At 43.3% G+C, this 17,884-nt stretch carries 17 protein-coding genes; 5 read left to right on the forward strand and 12 right to left on the reverse strand.

Annotated features, from left to right (window positions below):
• Positions 1-47 precede the first annotated feature (47 nt).
• Both LMH68_RS00015 and LMH68_RS00020 read right to left on the reverse strand, forming a co-directional pair.
• Positions 48-1,241: a class I SAM-dependent methyltransferase gene (locus LMH68_RS00015; protein ID WP_229647994.1), complete on the reverse strand. Its 1,194-nt coding sequence runs from the start codon at positions 1,239-1,241 to the stop codon at positions 48-50.
• Positions 1,242-1,369: 128 nt separating this feature from the next.
• Positions 1,370-2,773, reverse strand: a complete 1,404-nt coding sequence (locus LMH68_RS00020) for a methyl-accepting chemotaxis protein (protein WP_229647993.1) — start codon at positions 2,771-2,773, stop codon at positions 1,370-1,372.
• Between the two features lie 88 nt (positions 2,774-2,861).
• Here LMH68_RS00020 and yccX point away from each other — a divergent pair, with 88 nt between their 5' ends.
• Positions 2,862-3,149 carry an acylphosphatase gene (yccX, locus tag LMH68_RS00025; RefSeq protein ID WP_017059706.1) on the forward strand — a complete coding sequence of 96 codons (288 nt, stop codon included), beginning with the start codon at positions 2,862-2,864 and terminating at the stop codon, positions 3,147-3,149.
• Positions 3,150-3,208: 59 nt separating this feature from the next.
• Here yccX and LMH68_RS00030 read toward each other — a convergent pair whose 3' ends face one another.
• The 6 genes from LMH68_RS00030 to LMH68_RS00055 form a co-directional block, all read right to left on the reverse strand.
• Positions 3,209-3,538 (reverse strand): TusE/DsrC/DsvC family sulfur relay protein, encoded by a 330-nt coding sequence (locus LMH68_RS00030; RefSeq protein WP_017057205.1) that lies wholly within the window; start codon positions 3,536-3,538, stop codon positions 3,209-3,211.
• 160 nt (positions 3,539-3,698) lie between these two features.
• Positions 3,699-4,364 carry a Bax inhibitor-1/YccA family protein gene (locus tag LMH68_RS00035; protein ID WP_017057206.1) on the reverse strand — a complete coding sequence of 222 codons (666 nt, stop codon included), beginning with the start codon at positions 4,362-4,364 and terminating at the stop codon, positions 3,699-3,701.
• A gap of 282 nt (positions 4,365-4,646) precedes the next feature.
• A complete protein-coding gene (locus LMH68_RS00040; protein WP_017059704.1) occupies positions 4,647-5,411 on the reverse strand; it encodes an amino acid ABC transporter ATP-binding protein in 765 nt (254 codons plus the stop codon).
• A 22-nt stretch (positions 5,412-5,433) separates the two neighbouring features.
• Positions 5,434-6,531 carry an amino acid ABC transporter permease gene (locus LMH68_RS00045; protein ID WP_017059703.1) on the reverse strand — a complete coding sequence of 366 codons (1,098 nt, stop codon included), beginning with the start codon at positions 6,529-6,531 and terminating at the stop codon, positions 5,434-5,436.
• Position 6,532: 1 nt separating this feature from the next.
• A complete protein-coding gene (locus LMH68_RS00050) occupies positions 6,533-7,738 on the reverse strand; it encodes an amino acid ABC transporter permease (RefSeq protein ID WP_017066316.1) in 1,206 nt (401 codons plus the stop codon).
• A gap of 71 nt (positions 7,739-7,809) precedes the next feature.
• Positions 7,810-8,838: an amino acid ABC transporter substrate-binding protein gene (locus LMH68_RS00055; RefSeq protein WP_017059701.1), complete on the reverse strand. Its 1,029-nt coding sequence runs from the start codon at positions 8,836-8,838 to the stop codon at positions 7,810-7,812.
• Positions 8,839-9,318: 480 nt separating this feature from the next.
• Between LMH68_RS00055 and LMH68_RS00060 the strand changes: the two genes are divergently transcribed.
• Positions 9,319-10,260, forward strand: a complete 942-nt coding sequence (locus LMH68_RS00060) for a bifunctional precorrin-2 dehydrogenase/sirohydrochlorin ferrochelatase (RefSeq protein ID WP_017059700.1) — start codon at positions 9,319-9,321, stop codon at positions 10,258-10,260.
• Between the two features lie 187 nt (positions 10,261-10,447).
• Here LMH68_RS00060 and LMH68_RS00065 read toward each other — a convergent pair whose 3' ends face one another.
• Together LMH68_RS00065 and LMH68_RS00070 are read right to left on the reverse strand one after the other, a co-directional pair.
• The gene (locus LMH68_RS00065) at positions 10,448-10,930 is read right to left on the reverse strand and encodes a YajQ family cyclic di-GMP-binding protein (RefSeq protein WP_017063832.1); all 483 of its coding nucleotides are present in this window, start codon (positions 10,928-10,930) and stop codon (positions 10,448-10,450) included.
• A gap of 12 nt (positions 10,931-10,942) precedes the next feature.
• Entirely contained in the window at positions 10,943-12,001 is a 1,059-nt protein-coding gene (locus tag LMH68_RS00070) for a 3-deoxy-7-phosphoheptulonate synthase (protein WP_017059698.1), read from the reverse strand.
• A gap of 207 nt (positions 12,002-12,208) precedes the next feature.
• Between LMH68_RS00070 and LMH68_RS00075 the strand changes: the two genes are divergently transcribed.
• Positions 12,209-13,096 carry a putative PEP-binding protein gene (locus tag LMH68_RS00075; RefSeq protein WP_017059697.1) on the forward strand — a complete coding sequence of 296 codons (888 nt, stop codon included), beginning with the start codon at positions 12,209-12,211 and terminating at the stop codon, positions 13,094-13,096.
• A gap of 176 nt (positions 13,097-13,272) precedes the next feature.
• Entirely contained in the window at positions 13,273-13,758 is a 486-nt protein-coding gene (locus tag LMH68_RS00080) for a PaaI family thioesterase (RefSeq protein WP_017059696.1), read from the forward strand.
• A 108-nt stretch (positions 13,759-13,866) separates the two neighbouring features.
• Here the strand turns inward: LMH68_RS00080 and LMH68_RS00085 are convergent, their stop codons facing one another.
• Positions 13,867-15,222, reverse strand: a complete 1,356-nt coding sequence (locus LMH68_RS00085; protein WP_017063834.1) for a hypothetical protein — start codon at positions 15,220-15,222, stop codon at positions 13,867-13,869.
• A gap of 28 nt (positions 15,223-15,250) precedes the next feature.
• On the opposite strand from LMH68_RS00085, the gene LMH68_RS00090 reads away from it, so the two are divergent.
• Positions 15,251-16,159, forward strand: a complete 909-nt coding sequence (locus LMH68_RS00090; RefSeq protein WP_017059694.1) for a S1 RNA-binding domain-containing protein — start codon at positions 15,251-15,253, stop codon at positions 16,157-16,159.
• A 299-nt stretch (positions 16,160-16,458) separates the two neighbouring features.
• Here LMH68_RS00090 and rsmF read toward each other — a convergent pair whose 3' ends face one another.
• Positions 16,459-17,880, reverse strand: coding sequence for a 16S rRNA (cytosine(1407)-C(5))-methyltransferase RsmF (gene rsmF, locus LMH68_RS00095; RefSeq protein ID WP_069597288.1), 1,422 nt, complete (start codon positions 17,878-17,880; stop codon positions 16,459-16,461).
• Positions 17,881-17,884 lie beyond the last annotated feature (4 nt).

Raw genomic sequence — 17,884 nt, forward strand, 5'->3', positions numbered from 1 at the left:
CAAACATAAACCACCTTTATATAAGGTGGTTTTATTTTTTGTGGCTATTATAAAACCTTACAAGCGAAACCTTTCAGGTAGAAACCTTCTGGGTAGGCTGTGTCTGTTAGGTGGTCGGCTGCTTGCTCGAAGCGTTCTACGAACTTAACAGTGCGGCCTGCATCTAATGCTGCATCAGCGATGATTTTTTGGAACAAATCAGTACCCATTAAGCCAGAGCAAGAGTAGGTGAGTAGAGTGCCACCTGGTTTCAGGATTTGCATCGCAAGCATGTTAACGTCTTTATAACCGTTAGCACCTGAAGTTAGGTTATTCTTGCTTGAAACAAACTTTGGTGGATCCATGATCACTACGTCAAACTTAGTGCCTTGGTCACGGTATTCACGAAGCAGTTTGAAGACATCAGCATTTAGGAATACAGCGCGCTTTTTCGAGATATCAAACTCATTAAGTTCAGCGTTGAATTTAGCTGTATCAAGAGCTAGTTGAGATACGTCAGCGTTGATAACACGCTTCGCGTCTCCTTTAAGCGCGTAAAGGCCAAAACCACCTGTGTATGAGAAGCAGTTAAGGACATCTTTTCCTTTAACGTACTTCATAGATTCTTTGCGGCTATCACGTTGGTCCATGTAGAAGCCTGTTTTGTGGCCTTCCATAATGTTCACGCTGATTTTAACGCCATTTTCTTCAATCACGATAGATTTTGGTGGCTCTTCACCATGAAGAACGCCGACAACTTGTTCTAGGCCTTCTTTCTTACGAACTGCCACGTCTGAACGCTCGTAGATGTTGCAGTCAGGGAAGCACTCGATTAACGCTTCAACCAATACGCTTTTGTTAAACTCAGCGCCAGCACTTAGCAGTTGGCAAACAAGAAAGTCTTGGTATTTGTCGATTGTGATACCTGGTAAGCCATCAGACTCTGCGGCCGTTAGGCGGTAGCCCGTTAGACCATCACGTTCGATAATGTCTTCTCGTAAAGACTGTGCGTCTTGAATTCGTTTTACGAAGAACGCCTTGTTGATCTCTTCTTTTTCAAATGTCCAAACACGAGCTCGAATTTGAGATTCTGGTGAGTAAGCCGCTTTTGCAAGCCACAGACCATTTTGAGCATATACGTCTACAGTTTCACCTTGTTTTGGTTCGCCTTCGACCTTATCGATACCGCGTGAAAATACCCAAGGGTGTTTGCGGCGTAGTGATTTATCTCGGCCTTTAGCTAGATGAATTGAAGGAGTCATAATTTACTCTGTTTGTTGAATTTGAAGGAGGGGTATTGTCGGGGAAGTGCAGGTGAAAAGCAAATAAGAAAGGGCTGCAGAAGCAGCCCTAGTAATGATTAATCAACACATTGTGGTGGATATCAGTATTAAGCTTTAAGACCTGTCAGCAAACCTTCCATCGTATCGCTTTGTTTACGAAGTTGGTCAACATTGGAATTACTCTTACTGATCATCTCGCAGATACTGTCTGACTGATGACGAATCTCCTCAACACTTTGAGCTATGTTATCTGCAACAACACCTTGCTCTTCCGCGGCTGTAGCAATCTGAGTACTACTGTCTGAGATAGATTGATTCTTTTCTGCTAAAGAGCCGATCTCGACATTCACTTCTGACATCAGTGTCTGGCCTTCATTAGCGTTGTTTACCGTTATTTCCATCAGTTTGGTTAGTGATTGGCTGTTACGTTGTAATGATTCAATCATGCTTTGGATTTCAACAGTTGCTTGTTGAGTACGACCTGCAAGGGCACGAACTTCATCGGCAACAACAGCGAATCCACGACCCTGCTCGCCGGCACGAGCGGCTTCGATAGCCGCGTTCAATGCGAGTAGATTGGTCTGCTCTGAAATGCCATTGATGGTTGCGACCACCTCATCGATCTGCGCCGCGTTGGCATCAAGCTCTTCTACTGCTTGTGAAGCGGATTGGATCTCTTGAGATAGGTTAGAGATAGACTCCAATGTATTTGAAACCTTGACTTGACCGCTCTGAGCAACGCCGCGAGCGTCCATCGTTTGTGAGCTAGACGCATGAGCAAGGGTAGCGACTTCGCGAATGGTAGCCGCCATTTGTTCCGTTGCACTTGCTAAGCTATTCAAGTGTTCTTGTTGGTTACCTGAGATGTCTGAACTTTGTTGTGTTGACTGGTTCAAGTCCGAGCTGATCTGCTGCATGAGAGCGACAGACTCTTGGATTGATAGAACCATGTTTTGTTCACGCTCCGCAACTTTATCGATTGTAATCGCGATTTCACTGAACTCGTCACGAACTAAGAAGTAGTTCATGCGGCAAGTTAAGTCGCCATTCGCAAGCGTGTTCAGAGCTTTGTTCATAGAGAACATCGCGCCGCCAATAAAGGTCATGATGTAGTAAACACCTAGTGCGATAAGCGTTAGGGTTACAGCGATGATAGAAACCTGAGTCGTCGATAGAGCAGACCAAAGGTTTTGGTCATGGTTAGCAACTAGGCTGAACGCTCCATTCATCACTGAAACAGAACCAGCACCGTAGCCTAAAGAGATGGTTTCAGAGCTGCTGACAAGCTGAGCTACTTGATCTTTAGTGAGTTGACCCGCTTCGATAAGCCCTTTCATCAAGAGCATTTCTTCTTGATAAAGGTGAGCAAGTAAAGAGTCCGCGGCACTATCTAAAACGAGAGTTAATATAACCAGGGCGAGAAGAGGCAATAAGAAGAGTAGATAGAACTTTTCTTGGATTTTTAGGTGAATGAGATATTTGTCAATCCAACGAAATGGGATTTCTTTCATAATCGTTATACTCGAAGTAAGTCCACCAATAAGCGGTGAATGAATAGAAACTCGACTATATCATTCATATAATTTATGAGGCAACGTTATGGAAAGTTCACAATATATTTTTGTCGTGTCAGGCGTAGTTCAATGTGTTGGGTTCCGTTACCACACCAGTAGGCAGGCGCAAGCTATGGGTCTCTCAGGTTATGCAAAGAACTTAAATGATGGTCGAGTTGAAGTGTTAGTTGTCGGAGAGAGTCAGCAAATTGAGAAGTTACATGCTTGGCTCTATATTGGCCCTTCGAGCGCAACAGTAGACAACGTTGTGATGCATCAAGTTAAAGATAGTGAGCGCCAAGACGTACGCATAGGGGCGTTTAAAATACTGTAGTTGTAGCACTACAGTATTTTATATTGAACGTAACTTAATGACCTAAAGCGGGTTAGGTTTTACAAGCACTTTGCTGGTTTAGGTAAACCGGCGAGCTTGGTCGCTTGTTTTGCAGGGCCTTTTTTGAATAACTTGAAAAGGTACTTACTATTGCCTTTTTCTGGGCCGTGAGCTTTTTCCATTGCTTTAACGAGCATGCGAACCGCTGGTGAGGTGTTGAACTCTTCGTAAAAGCTCCTTACAAAATGTACGACTTCTAAGTGTGCATCTGTAAGTTCAATCGCCTCGTCTTGAGCAAGAATTTCAATCATGCCTTCTTCCCATTGCGTGTAATCCAATAGGTAGCCTTGAGCGTCGGTTTCGATTTGCTTGCCGTTATATTCAAACATGTTTAATCCAGAATCCAATTAACTATGCGGATAGGGTACATGACCAAGTTTGTCTTTCTCAACAGAAATTGTAGCTATCCAATGAAATATCGTACTTATAGATACAAAAAAGCCCAAGAGGTAGGCTCTTGGGCTAGATATTCTTCAATGATGGGAACGATTAGTCGTCGCTGCCCATGATGCCTAGGATGCTTAGTAGGCTGATGAAGATGTTGTAGATCGATACGTACAAGCTGATCGTTGCAGAGATGTAGTTTGTTTCACCGCCACGAATGATGTTTTGCGTTGTAAGCAAGATAACACCAGTCGAGAACAGGATGAACATACCGCTCATTGCCAATGATAGTAGAGGCATTTGTAGGAAGATGTTTGCAACCATACCTACAAGTAGTACTACGAAACCCGCTAATAGCATGCCATTAAGGAACGACAGGTCACGCTTAGTTGTTAGTGCGTAAGCTGATGCGCCCATAAACGCCAGTGCTGTACCGCCAAGTGCAGTTAGGATGACATCACCCATGCCTGCGCCAACGTACATGTTTAAGATTGGACCGATGGTGTAGCCTAAGAAACCTGTAAATAGGAATGTGAAGACTAGACCCATGCTGTTGTCACGGTTCTTTTCTGTTAGGAAAAGTAGGCCGTAGAAGCCAACTAGCATGATAATAAGACCCGGGCGAGGAAGGTTCATCGCCATGGATACGCCTGCTACAACAGCAGACCAAAGTAGTGTCATAGACAGTAATGCGTAGGTGTTACGCAACACTTTATTGGTTTGCAGAGCACTTTCTTGAGATGCTGTGCGTGAAAACATAGGGCTGTTCATAATCTTCCTCGTAAGGTGACTTCAATAGTTATTAGTACATTTATGGGGGTGAAAGTTCGAAAAATCAAGTCTCTCATTCCTCTTGTATACGTAAAATAATAATCAAAATAGTCGGTTAAGTGTTTCTGAAGGTGTAACAAAGTATTTCTTAAAGTGCAGTTAAGGTTCGTTGTTCAATTTTAATCGCACTGAATCGCTGTTTATAATCTTGAAAAACTAATTATAACACTGAAAACAAAGAGGCGACCTAAGCCGCCTCTGTAGTTTATGCATCATAACACATTAGTGGTGTAAGATTTGGCTTAAGAAGTTCTGCGTTCTGTCTGATTGTGGGTTTTCAAAGAAATCGACAGGGTTGTTCTCTTCTATGATTTCACCGGCATCCATGAAGATAACGCGATCCGCGACCTCTTTAGCAAAGCCCATCTCGTGCGTTACACAAAGCATCGTCATGCCTTCTTCTGCAAGCTCAACCATTACGTCTAACACCTCACGAACCATTTCTGGATCGAGCGCCGACGTTGGCTCATCAAACAGCATCACTTGAGGGTTCATACACAAAGAGCGAGCGATAGCTACACGCTGCTGTTGACCACCTGAAAGCTGACCTGGGAACTTGTCCGCTTGCTCAGGGATTTTTACGCGCTCTAGGTACTTCATTGCAATCGCTTCGGCTTCTTCTTTTGGCATCTTTTTGACCCAGATTGGAGCCAGAGTACAGTTCTCTAATACCGTCAGATGTGGAAACAGATTGAAGTGTTGGAAACACATGCCGACATCTCTACGCACGGCTTCGATGTTCTTTAGGTCTTCCGTTAATTCATTACCTGAAACGAAGATATGACCTTTTTGGTGCTCTTCTAATCGGTTGATGCAGCGGATCATCGTTGATTTACCAGAGCCTGAAGGGCCACAGATAACGATTTTCTCGCCTTTTTTAACTTCTAAATTGATGTTCTTAAGTACGTGGAATTCACCGTACCACTTGTTCATGTCTTTCAACTCGATCATAAGACCTTGAGAGTTGTTTTCTGTCTGCTGCGTCATAATACGTCCTTGATCTTGTTAATTATCGTTTGTGACCTGTGTGAAGTCTGTTTTCTAGCCATATCGAATATCTCGACATGCCAAAACAAAACACCCAGAACACTAACGCGACAAATACATAACTTTCTGTTGAATACCCAAGCCATTCAGGGTCGGTATTCGCGGCTTGGCCAATTCCTAGTACATCAAACATACCAATAATCAAAACAAGACTGGTATCTTTAAACAAACCAATGAAGGTGTTCACAATTGAAGGAATCGTGATTTTAAGAGCTTGAGGTAGAATGATAAGCCCAGTCTTTTTCCAGTAGCTTAACCCCAGAGCATCAGCTGCTTCGTATTGGCCTTTTGGTATTGCTTGTAGACCACCTCGAATTACTTCGGCCATGTAGGCTGCACTGAATAGAACTACCCCTACAAGTGCTCGAATGAGCTTATCGGTTTCTGTCCCTTCTGATAAAAAGAGTGGCAGCATTACTGAAGCCATGAATAGAACTGTAATGAGCGGTACGCCACGCCAAATTTCGATGTATACGGTACACATACTGCGAATGATCGGCATCTCTGAGCGACGCCCAAGAGCAAGTGCAACACCAATAGGGAGTGACACTACAATACCAACAAGTGCGATGACCAGTGTAACCAATAGGCCGCCCCATTTATGGGTATCAACAACTTCTAACCCAAAGACGCCACCGTATAGCAAGCCGGCAATGATAAATGGGTAGATGTTGACGAAGAACAACCAAATCCACGTACGTTTAGGTGTTTTTTCATAAGCCAGTAAGGCTACAAAAATGGCCAACGTTGCGTAGAAGAGGCGAGGTCGCCACAGTTCAGCTTCTGGGTAGAAGCCATACATGAATTGGTCCCAACGAACGCTGATAAAAACCCAACAAGCGCCTTCGCTAGTACAGGCATCGCGTGTGGTTCCTATCCAGTCGGCACTGATGAATGCCCAATCCGCTATTGCCCATAATAGGGTGAAAGCAAAGTAAGCAAGAATCACAGTGACGACGCTGTTAATAGGTCCATTAAATAGATTTTTTCTTAACCAACCGACTGGCCCAACGGTATTCGCTGGAGGCGGAAGATCAGGTTGAAATTGATGTGTACTCATCTTATCTCTCCACCAACGCTACTTTGCGGTTGTATATGTTCATTAGAGCGGACGTTAATAGGCTCAAGGTTAGGTAGACGCCCATTGTCATCGCGATTACTTCGATAGCTTGTCCAGTTTGGTTAAGTGTTGTTCCTGCAAATACAGAGACAAGATCAGGATAACCAATGGCCATCGCAAGTGATGAGTTTTTGGTCAGGTTTAGATACTGACTGGTTAGTGGTGGGATAATGATTCTTAATGCTTGTGGAATAATGACAAGCTTTAGAGTTCTAGAACGTGGGATGCCTAGAGACATCGCAGCCTCAGTTTGCCCATGGTTTACCGCGTTAATACCTGAACGAACAATCTCAGCAATGAACGCTGCTGTATAGATACTTAAAGCGAGCATCAATGCAGCAAGCTCAGGGATTATCGTAACACCACCCTTGAAGTTAAACCCTTTCAACACAGGGTAATCTGCAGAGATAGGCATGCCCATAACAAAGTAAGTTATCAACGGTAAGCCTAAAATCAACGCAGCTGCAATTCGCAACATCGGTGTTTGTTGGCCGGTCAGTTTCTGTCTGTTCTTAGCCCAGATGTTGATAATAAACGTAGCGATAATACCGACAATCAATGATGCGATGACAATGCTACTGCCTTGCTCAAAGACTGGAGCAGGGAAGTACAACCCGCGTACGTTCAAGAAAATTGCTTCACCTAGACTCATACTTTGACGAGCAGAAGGCAAGGCTTGTAGAACGGCGAAATACCAGAAAAAGATTTGTAATAGCAGAGGGATATTTCGGAATATCTCAATGTAGACAGCTGCAAATCGGCTAACTAGCCAGTTTGAAGAGAGCCTAGCGATACCCATACTAAAGCCCAGCACTGTCGCTAGCATGATGCCGAGTACTGAAACCAAAGCGGTATTGAGAAGACCGATAAAGAATGTACGACCGTATGAGAAGGTCTCGTCGTATTCAATCAGTGTTAAGCCGATACCAAAACCAGCTTCTTGGGAGAGAAAATCAAAACCAGTGGTGATACCACGGGAATCTAAGTTTGTGAGTGCATTATTTACAATCGTGTAAAAGAAAGCACAAAGCGCCCCGACGGCGATAATTTGGAAAATGATGGAGCGAAAAGTGGGGTTGTAAAATAAGTTGGCACTTTTGGGCTGTGGCTTTGCCTGAGCTGGAGAAATAGTTTCATTAGGTTTCATACTACTATAACCTCAAATCCATTTAATAAATAGGGCGGAAAACTCCGCCCTAATTGATGCTTGAAAATTTATTAACGGATTGGTGGAGCGTACATAAAGCCGCCCGCATTCCATAATGCATTTACACCACGAGAGATTTGAAGTGGAGAACCTGTACCAACAGTACGTTCAAAACTCTCACCGTAGTTACCAACTTGCTTAATTACTTGGTAACCCCAGTCGTCGCGAATGCCAAGGCCTTTACCTTTAGGACCGTCTACACCAAGAATACGTTTGATGTTTGGATCTTTTGACTTAAGCATTTCGTCTGCATTTTTAGAAGAGATGCCGTATTCTTCCGCGTTAATCATTGCTGAAAGTGTCCACTTAGCAACGTTAAACCATTGATCATCATCTTGACGAACAACAGGGCCTAGAGGCTCTTTAGAGATGATTTCAGGAAGTACTTCTGCAGATTTAGGATCAGCTAGGTTTAGGCGAAGTGCGTATAGACCAGATTGGTCAGTTGTTAGTACGTCACAACGACCTGCGTCGAAACCTTTCGATGTTTGTGCTGCCGTATCGAATACCACTGGCTTGTAAGACATGCCACTGTTACGGAAGTAATCGGCTAGGTTAAGTTCAGTTGTTGTACCTGATTGAACACATACAGAAGCGCCATCAAGCTCTTGAGCACTTGTTAGGCCAAGTTCTTTCTTAACCATGAAGCCTTGACCATCGTAGTAGTTAACGCCTACGAAGTTCAGACCTAGAGCAGTGTCACGATGTAATGTCCATGTTGTGTTACGAGATAGTACGTCGATTTCGCCAGATTGAAGCGCAGTAAAACGCTCTTTTGCTGTTAGAGGTACATACTTAACTTTAGTCTTGTCACCGAGTACAGCCGCTGCAAGAGCTTGACAATACTCAACATCAATTCCTTCCCATTCACCTTTTGAGTTAGGGTTAGAGAACCCTGGAAGACCGGTACTTACACCACAAGTTAGAAAACCTTGAGATGTGACTTTGTCCAGAGTGCTTTCTGCCGCTGATGCCGATGTTGCCATCATCGCAGTTGATGCAGCTACTACTGAAGCAAGAAGTGTTAGTTTATTTGTCATTTGTATCCTTCCTTGTTAACCAGGTGACACCTGATACTCGTGCTCGTTTGAGTTTCTCTTATGTGTTGCGTTTTCTATGACCTTGTTGTTCAAATTAAACGAGTTGCATTTTGCAAATGAAACTGTGTGCGATTTAAACAACTGTTTATAAGGTTAGGAAAGGATCCGTAGTTTCACAAATGTATAATTTAAAAAGAATTTTGAATGAAATCACAAATCCGAACACAATTAGAATGACCAAATGTTAAGTGAATGTAAATAGTGCAACGGTTCACACTGTTGGTGCAACGAGATTTAGATTTTTATATTGATAATCGACTAGATAAATATTCTGAATAAACATCACAATGATGAAATATTAAACTTAAGAAATGTTGAAATTTGGTCAATAAATATTTTTATTACACTTCGATAGTTATGAATATGCTCCAAATTTGGTAGCATGGCTGAATAGTTATTGAAGTAGTCTCAAGGAAGAACATGCGTTATTTCCCAATGTTTTTGGATGTAGAAAATAAGCCAATCTTAGTGGTTGGTGGGGGTGAGGTTGCTTGCCGTAAAGTCGATAGCTTACTACGAGCGGGAGCGGATGTGACTTTGGTGTCTCCCAAGGTAGCGCCTTACTTAAAGCAGCTTGTGGACGAGAACAAGCTTCACTGGGTTCAAAACTTTTACTCGTCACAGATCATATCGAAAAATTACTTGCAGGTTTGGGCCACAACAGACAACCCAAGCTTGAATCACCAAGTGTATAATGATGCGAAAAAACTGGGCATTTTAGTCAATGTGGTTGACGATCTTCCTTACTGCGACTTCATCACACCTTCGATGATAAATCGCGGCAGAATCCAAATTGCCATCTCTAGTGGCGGGGCATCACCTGTTTTAGTAAGAAATATCAGAGAAAAACTCGAAACGGTATTGCCACAAAACATAGGTTTGATAGCAGACTTCGGTGCATCAAAACGCAATTCAATCAAAGAGTCATTCCCAACCGTCGACGAGCGTCGTAAATTTTGGGAGCGTTTCTTGTCATCCAGCTTTATCGAGCAGGTGAATGACAGAGAGCAGTTAGAGTCTTACTACCAGCAAGCGCTAACCGAAGGCATTGATAGCGAAGGGCAGGTCACTTGGATTGAATTCGAGCAAGATGTCGAGCTGTTGTCTATGAAGGCTTTACGTTTGATGCAGGAGGCAGAGCTCGTACTTTCACCGAGCGATTGTCCATTTGAATTTATCGACCTGTGCCGCCGAGATGCAGAAAGAGAGAGCTACGCCAACAGCGGAGAGCTATCAACAAAGCTTGAGCAAGCAAGAGCAGAGAAATTACGAGTGTGTGTGTTTATTCCACCAGCAAGCGTAGAGTTTAATCTGTTGGTCGGCAAAGACCTAAAATTGTCAGCAGCCCAAGTACTCAGTTGAGGTAATTGCTTCTAGTTGAAATGAGAGCTTTCTGGTTGTTTGAAATCGGCTAGAGGCTCGGAATAAAACTAAAGCTGGACCAGATAAATAAAAAGCCACTTCAAAAGAAGTGGCTTTTTGCTATTTCAAACACGACATTGTGCTGATGAATGAGCAACCCAAATAGGCGGTCACTCAAACTCAAAAATTAGTCGCGGAAGTTGTCAAACTGGAAAGGTTGACCAAGTTCACCGCCGCGAACTAGAGCCATAACAGCTTGTAGGTCATCACGCTTCTTACCAGTAACACGAACTTTGTCGCCTTGGATAGAAGCTTGAACTTTAACTTTGTTGTCTTTGATTAGCTTAACGATCTTCTTAGCGACATCAGTTTCAATGCCTTGCTTAAAGATAACCGTTTGGTGCCAAGTGCGACCTGTTTGGTCTGCCGCTTTCGCTTCCATCGCGTTAGGATCAACATTACGCTTCGTTAGGTTGCTGCGAAGGATATCGCGCATTTGCTTCAGTTGAAAATCGTCTTGAGCAGTCAATTTTACTGATTCATCTTTGTAATCAAAGCTTGCGTCAACGCCGCGGAAATCGAAACGAGTCGATAGTTCACGGTTTGCGTTGTCTACTGCGTTACGCAGTTCTACTGCTTCTACTTCAGAGATAATGTCAAATGATGGCATTGTGTTGTTTCCTTAAGCTAAGTTTCTATCTTTAATTGCTGTTGCAAGCATGTCTAGCATTGTTGCAGTATCTTCCCAGCTTAGGCATGGGTCAGTAATCGACTTGCCATATTCTAGGTTGTTAATGTCTGTCATTGGCTGGTTGCCTTCAATAATGAAGCTCTCTGCCATAATGCCTGCAATTTGGTTCTTGTTAGATTTAATTTGCTCACAAATGTCTTGTGCAACTTCTAACTGCTTACGGTGTTGCTTCTGACAGTTAGCGTGGCTAAAGTCTACAACCAAACGTTGAGGTAGATCGAATTCAGCCAGTTGCTTACATGCAGTATCTACAGATTCAGCGTCGAAGTTAGGGCCTTTATCACCACCACGTAGAATAACGTGACCGTATGGGTTGCCAGAAGTACGGTAAACCGTCATGCGGCCGTTCTTATCTGGAGAGTAGAAGTAGTGTGAAGCATGTGCTGCACGAATTGCATCGATAGCAATCTTGATGTTGCCGTTGGTCGCGTTCTTGAAGCCAACAGGGCAAGACAGTGCAGAAGCCATTTCACGGTGAATCTGAGATTCAGTTGTACGAGCGCCAATCGCACCCCAAGTGATAAGGTCTGCAATGTACTGACCTGTGATCATATCAAGGAATTCAGTCGCGGTAGCTAGGCCAAGCTTGTTGATATCTAGCAGAAGCTTACGAGCTTTGTTCAAGCCTGTTTCAAGTGCGTATGAACCATCAAGGTTAGGATCTGTAATCAAACCCTTCCAACCTACAACAGTACGAGGCTTCTCGAAGTAGGTTCTCATTACAACGAACAGTTCATCTTTGTACTGGTCTTGAATTTTGCTTAGGCGCTCAGCGTAATCAAGTGCCGCATCTGTATCGTGAACAGAGCAAGGGCCTACGATAACTAATAGGCGGTTATCACGACCAGTTAGGATATCTTCGATTTGGCGGCGAGAATTTTTAATGCGCTCAGCAACGTCGTCAGTAATAGGGTGTGCATTGCCTAGTTCGGCAGGAGTTGGCATAGGACCCAGAGCTTGGGTTCTCAACTCATCAGTTTTTAATGGCATGTGATAGCTTTTTTATTCTATTGCGAAGTGGTTAAGATAACGGAATTGAACAGAGGAATAAACTCTATTGAGTCAAAGTTATCTCAGTTATTGCTAATATTCTTATTTTTATCAGCAGGCCAGCGTCAAATAAGGGATTTTCACTTGTATTAACAGGCAGCTATCGGTATTTTCGTTTGAACACAACATAAAAATGCTGGAGCAGCAATGACTCAAGAAAATCAAAGCACTTTGCACCCAGAACTCGTCTTAGGTGATGTGCTGCCTTCTTACAACGATAATAATAATTCTAACCACTTATACGTTTCATTATCAGAATTAGTGATGGATCGTGTCTTCTACCACCCAAGTATCGAGAGTCACTTAGATACTTTGACTGATATTGAAAAAACGTCTTTAGAAGCGATCCTTGGCGATAAAACAGTCGATGAGCATTTTGTTTCGACCTTAGTGATTGCCATTCAAGCTGCCGTTCAGCCAAATCACACTTCTGTTCGTATCGCATTAAGCAGTGCAGACAGCTATGGATTCCGTTCGCTGCTTGGCGGGAACTGTGAAGCAGAAGAGATTAACCCTGCACTAGGTGTTCGTGGCGTTGCTCGTTACGCGACACCAGAATACAGCAAGGCTTTCGCTTTAGAATGTCAGGTTATTAAGGCATTACGTGAGCAGGGCATCAACGTTGAAGTAGTTGTGCCTTACGTTCGTGCGTTAAGCGATGCCGCTAAGATTATTGACCTGCTTGCCGAGCAAGGGCTACCACGCGGCCTTAACGGTTTGAAAGTACTGTTCTCGTGCGATGTGCCGTCTGCAGTGCTACTGAGCGAACGTTTACTGCATTACTTCGATGGTGTAGTGGTAAACGTTGATAGCTTAGCGTCTTTCACTTTAGGCGTAGACAAACACAATGAAGCTCAGCAACACGCTTTTGATCCACAAAATGAGGCGGTCATTACTTTGTTGGATATGATTGTTAAAGCAACCCTGAACGCGAAGAAGCCAGTGCTGCTAGTAACTCAAGGCTTAGTGGATTACCCACGTCTACAAGGTTACATAGCTGATCTTGAAGGCGTAGAAACGGTCGTGACTGCATAAATCGGTTTGTTGTCTTAGTAAGTCAACTGGCTCTATCCGTTTATTTGAAGCGCTAAAGCTTTGAGAATGAAAGAGATATCATTATGCGATGATATCTCTTTTTTGTAACATTTTTTTGACATCTCTATCGCTAATCGATTAACTGGTCTGATGACTGATTTGACTAGGTAATCCGAATGTTGACCCCTCTACAAAAAGCAAATTTCTACTTAAGCATGTTTGGCTTTTTCAAAGTCCCACTTATCTGGTTGTGCCGACCAAAACTACTCGCGTTGGACAACCAACATGTTGAAGTGAAAATCCCGCTTAGAAGGCGTACTAAGAATCACCTTAACAGTATGTACTTTGGCGTTTTGGCTGTAGGTGCGGATGTCGCGGGTGGGTTTCTTGCGATGAGCAAATCTCAGCAGCAAGGTGAAAAGATCTCGTTGGCTTTTAAAGAGGTGACGGGTAACTTTTTGAAGCGCCCTGAAGGTGATGTGCATTTCACTTGTAACGACGGTGAGCTGATCAACACTATGCTGGCAGAAACCATGTCGACCGGAGAACGGGTCAATCAACCCGTAACCATTATCGCGACTTGCCCATCTTTACATGGTGACGAGCCGATGGCGGAGTTCACGCTTACGCTTTCAATTAAGAAAGTCCCTTCAAGAAAATAGCGATTAAATAATAGATTTTGGTTTAGAAGTCATGGGTAACGTTGAAGAGATAAAACAACGGTATGTGAATGGTTTCCACATACCGTTATAGAGAACTTTATAAGGGCTCTATGACTCTTGAGTGATCTGCTCAATATCAACTATTTTTGAACGGTTCATAACGATCTTCCAACGGTAGTAGGTTGGTTCGTTATCATGGTTGTTCTCTTTAATGATCAGGTTGAGAAGATGACGCTTTTCTACTGATTCGCGGCTCACTTGTCCTTCATTCAAGCGGTAGATCTTGTTTGAGCCTTTATCCATCAACCGTGTCAGCGCTCTGAGGCTGATCGATAACGTTTCACGAGTCTCCTCATAACCACTCATAAAGGTCGATGTCGACATCTCAGTATGAGAGCGGTAATGCAAGATTTGCTCTTCACGTTGTACCACACGCTTTTTACGGATCGACTGAATGCGATCTGCAAGCTTAGAAAAATTTGCGTAGTCCAACCATTCCAGTTTATGGCCTACTGACTTGTTGGTCGTTGGATCATAGTAACGACGCTTCCATTTTGGCTTGCCTTTACGCAGCCAGCGCCAAAGGATGTCTCTCAAGTCATCTTTAAAGATCTCACGCAGTGCGTAAATGAAAGACATTGCCACGATGAAAGAGGCGGTAATCTCACCAAGAAAGTCACGAGCCAAGATCACAGTAGTGGTCACGACAACCATCACCAAACCGGTCGCGATGCCTTTCACGGCACGCTTAACGTTCTTACCCATCGACGTTGTCTTTTCTTTAAGCACGATAGGGTGTTCAATCAAACGACGCAGCAAACGCATCTTGTTACTCAAGCGGGTAACGTCCTCTCGAACTCTTGCTGAGTTGTAGCGGTTCAGTTTACGGTGCGCGGTCTCTTTATCACAAAGCGTTAAGAGTCGTTCTTTAATCGTTGAATACTCACTACCTCGTGGCATGTGTGAAACTAGCGATAGGAACTTTTGCTCGGTATACCAAGATAGGTAGTTATCGATATTAGCGTAGTAGCGCTTGAGATTTTCTTCGTAAGGGATGCTTCGGCGTAGCTTCTTCAAGATATCTAAAGCCAATTCAATGACTTCATCTACTTCATCAGCCGTTACGTCGTCACTATCAGTTTTATTTAAGCTGCTGACTGCTTTATCTAACGCGATAACATATTGGTAGGCAAACAGACTCAAACTGACACGATACTGTGTTGTAGATAAGCGTCCACGTTTTGCCAAGCGACTGTGTACCAAAGGTAAAAGTGTTTTGTCACTATAGTAGGCACGTTTTTGAGTGATTGAGCTGTAGAAAAAGGCACTTTCAGAAAGCACTTCAGGAGTCAGTCCAAGTTCACCGGGAATGAATAGATAAACGTCCATGTCGAGCTTTTTGGTCTTAGCCATGGCATGGTTAATTTTAAGTGTTATCGCATCTTGTTTATCAACGGTGATCAACGATGTCTCCTAGAATGTAAAAATATGAATGAAACTAGCGAAAGCATATCAGAGATCACGTATAATCTCCGCCAAATTTAAAGTAGAGACAACCTTGATGATTAATATTGGTCAAATAAACAACTTAGAAGTAGTAAAACAAGCAGACTTCGGTGTATTCCTTGACGCGAGCGACTATGGAACCGTGTTGCTGCCGAAACGATTTACTCCTGAAGGTGTTGAAATTGGTCAAAAGCTAGATGTTTTCTTATACATAGATTCTGACAACCAGATCGCTGCAACGACTGAAAAACCAATAGCTCAAGTAGGCCAGTTTGGTTTGATGACGGTTGAAGGTGTTAACAGCACTGGTGCATTCATGAGCTGGGGCGTGAAAGGTAAAGACCTTCTTGTTCCTTTCAGCGAGCAGCGTGGCCGTTTAAACGAAGGTCAGTCAATCTTAGTATATGTGTATATCGATAAAGCATCGAGCCGTATCGTTGGTACAACGAAGTTCAACAAATGGTTAGACAACACGCCTGCGACTTATAAGCAAAATGAGCAAGTCGATCTCATTATCGCTGAGCGCAGCCAGTTAGGTTACAAAGCGATCGTGAACGGTGAACACTGGGGTATGATTTTCCCATCTGACATCATCGGTAAGCTGTTCATTGGTAAAACACTAAAAGGCTACATTAAAAACGTTCGTGAAGAAGACGGTAAGATTGATTTGTCTCTTCAGAAGGTTGGTGTGGCTAAGATGGATGACTTAAGCACTAAGGTTCTTGACCTGCTTGAGAAGAAAGGCGGTTACCTGCCTTTGAATGATAAGTCTTCTCCTGAAGTTATTTTCTCTGCATTCAGAACCAGCAAAGGTACGTTCAAGAAGACAATTGGTGGTCTATACAAATCTGGCAAGATCACTATCGACAAAGAAGGTATCAGCTTAGTTAAGTAAGCGGTCCTTTCGGTCAAAAAAAAGCCCAAACCTTCCTGTTTGGGCTTAGGGGAAAGGGCTCCGAAGAGCCTACGCTAATCGTTTTAATCTTTTGACTGTTAGATTGAAGTCTAGTTTAGATTCTCTAAAGTGCGATTTTTCTTTTTGGAAATAGTGATTTGAATTGATATTTATATAATTAGCTGTTGATTTACAAGCGCTCGCACACTGACTTATATGGCCGATAGAATAGAAAAAGCCCAAACAATTAACGTTGTTTGGGCTTTTTGTTTATTAAGGTGTATTCAGTGCGAACGCTTTTAGAAAAGGTTCTTATCGCGCACGAGTTCGCGTGGTAAACCGTTCTTCACTCGGTTGCCAACCCACTTACCAAGGCCGATGATTGCACCATTGTACTTCACTAGTACTTCACCTTTTCCTGACAAGTTTTCAGGGCGAACATCGCGGCCCATGAACCATTCACGAGCATCTTCAATACTAAGCTCTACAACATTAGCTTCATTACCTGTTGCGAGCGTTGTCGCTACTTGGTGCTGCCAGCGGTAACCTTTTTTATGGGTTTCAGCGATCTTGATTCCCATGCGAGAAAAACGGAACTCACCGATCATCGGCTCTAGCGCTTCTGGGAATAGCCAAACGTCTTTGTCGCGAATCCAAACCTGAGTATCGCTTGGCAATTCGATATCGAGAGTACTCATTAGTTGTTCAGCGACTTCTTGCTGAGTTTTCTTTGATGCTTTTTCAAATGGGAATTTACCCATACGTTTTTTAACTTCTGGTGGAGTAACAGACGCTAATTTACGGATACGTGCAACAAAGAAACCTTCTGAGTCATAAACTTGAGGGAAGATGTGTAGAAAGCCTTCCTCTGTCGTGGTTGCTTTTGCGTTGTCGAATAGTGATTCAAGAGATTCAAATTCAACCGCATCACCAAAGGTTTCTTTTAAGTGATGACACACTTGTTGGTTCTCTTCGGTGCTAAGCGTACACGTTGAGTAAACCAAAACACCATTAGGTTTAAGAGCATGGAATGCACTTTCAATCAGATCTTTTTGCGTGTCGGCAATATCGACCACAGATTGATACGTCCAGTTCTTCATCGCATCGGCGTCTTTACGAATGGTACCTTCGCCAGAACAGGGAGCGTCTAGCAACACTGCATCAAACTGTTCTGGTAACCAACCACCGAAAACTCGACCGTCAAAGTTACTTAGAGCGGCATTACGAACACCACAACGTTCTATGTTAGCGTGAAGGACTTTCACACGGCTTGCTGCGTACTCATTGGCAACCAATACACCGCGATTATTCATTAGCGCAGCGATTTGCGTTGTTTTAGAACCGGGTGCTGCCGCAGTGTCTAACACCGCTTGGTAATCAGCTTCACCTTGGAAAAGTGCCGAAGGTGGCATCATCGAGCTGGCTTCTTGGATGTAGAAAAGACCAGACATGTGTTCTGCCGTATTACCTAGTGGCGCTTCACTTTCATCAACTGTAATCCAAAAGCCCGTTTCACACCAAGGTACAGGTTCCAGTTCCCAGCCTTTCTCTTTTGCTCGTACTAGGAAGTCTTCAACACTGATTTTCAATGTGTTGATTCGAATACTTTTACGAAGTGGTTTTTGGCATGACGCGACAAAAGAAGCCATATCTAGATGACTAGGCATGATTGCTTCGATGTGCGTTAGGAATTCTTCAGGAATATATACGTTAGCGTGCAAAAGA

Origin of the sequence: Vibrio sp. F13 (assembly GCF_020806305.2) — a bacterium.
GTDB classification, from domain to species: Bacteria; Pseudomonadota; Gammaproteobacteria; order Enterobacterales; family Vibrionaceae; genus Vibrio; species Vibrio crassostreae_C.

What these genes read in the sequence shown, in the direction of transcription:
- LMH68_RS00015 (WP_229647994.1), bottom strand. Translation starts at nt 1,241, where the DNA reads ATGACTCCTTCAATTCATCTAGCTAAAGGCCGAGATAAATCACTACGC.
- LMH68_RS00020 (WP_229647993.1), bottom strand. Translation starts at nt 2,773, where the DNA reads ATGAAAGAAATCCCATTTCGTTGGATTGACAAATATCTCATTCACCTA.
- yccX (WP_017059706.1), top strand. Translation starts at nt 2,862, where the DNA reads ATGGAAAGTTCACAATATATTTTTGTCGTGTCAGGCGTAGTTCAATGT.
- LMH68_RS00030 (WP_017057205.1), bottom strand. Translation starts at nt 3,538, where the DNA reads ATGTTTGAATATAACGGCAAGCAAATCGAAACCGACGCTCAAGGCTAC.
- LMH68_RS00035 (WP_017057206.1), bottom strand. Translation starts at nt 4,364, where the DNA reads ATGAACAGCCCTATGTTTTCACGCACAGCATCTCAAGAAAGTGCTCTG.
- LMH68_RS00040 (WP_017059704.1), bottom strand. Translation starts at nt 5,411, where the DNA reads ATGACGCAGCAGACAGAAAACAACTCTCAAGGTCTTATGATCGAGTTG.
- LMH68_RS00045 (WP_017059703.1), bottom strand. Translation starts at nt 6,531, where the DNA reads ATGAGTACACATCAATTTCAACCTGATCTTCCGCCTCCAGCGAATACC.
- LMH68_RS00050 (WP_017066316.1), bottom strand. Translation starts at nt 7,738, where the DNA reads ATGAAACCTAATGAAACTATTTCTCCAGCTCAGGCAAAGCCACAGCCC.
- LMH68_RS00055 (WP_017059701.1), bottom strand. Translation starts at nt 8,838, where the DNA reads ATGACAAATAAACTAACACTTCTTGCTTCAGTAGTAGCTGCATCAACT.
- LMH68_RS00060 (WP_017059700.1), top strand. Translation starts at nt 9,319, where the DNA reads ATGCGTTATTTCCCAATGTTTTTGGATGTAGAAAATAAGCCAATCTTA.
- LMH68_RS00065 (WP_017063832.1), bottom strand. Translation starts at nt 10,930, where the DNA reads ATGCCATCATTTGACATTATCTCTGAAGTAGAAGCAGTAGAACTGCGT.
- LMH68_RS00070 (WP_017059698.1), bottom strand. Translation starts at nt 12,001, where the DNA reads ATGCCATTAAAAACTGATGAGTTGAGAACCCAAGCTCTGGGTCCTATG.
- LMH68_RS00075 (WP_017059697.1), top strand. Translation starts at nt 12,209, where the DNA reads ATGACTCAAGAAAATCAAAGCACTTTGCACCCAGAACTCGTCTTAGGT.
- LMH68_RS00080 (WP_017059696.1), top strand. Translation starts at nt 13,273, where the DNA reads ATGTTGACCCCTCTACAAAAAGCAAATTTCTACTTAAGCATGTTTGGC.
- LMH68_RS00090 (WP_017059694.1), top strand. Translation starts at nt 15,251, where the DNA reads ATGAAACTAGCGAAAGCATATCAGAGATCACGTATAATCTCCGCCAAA.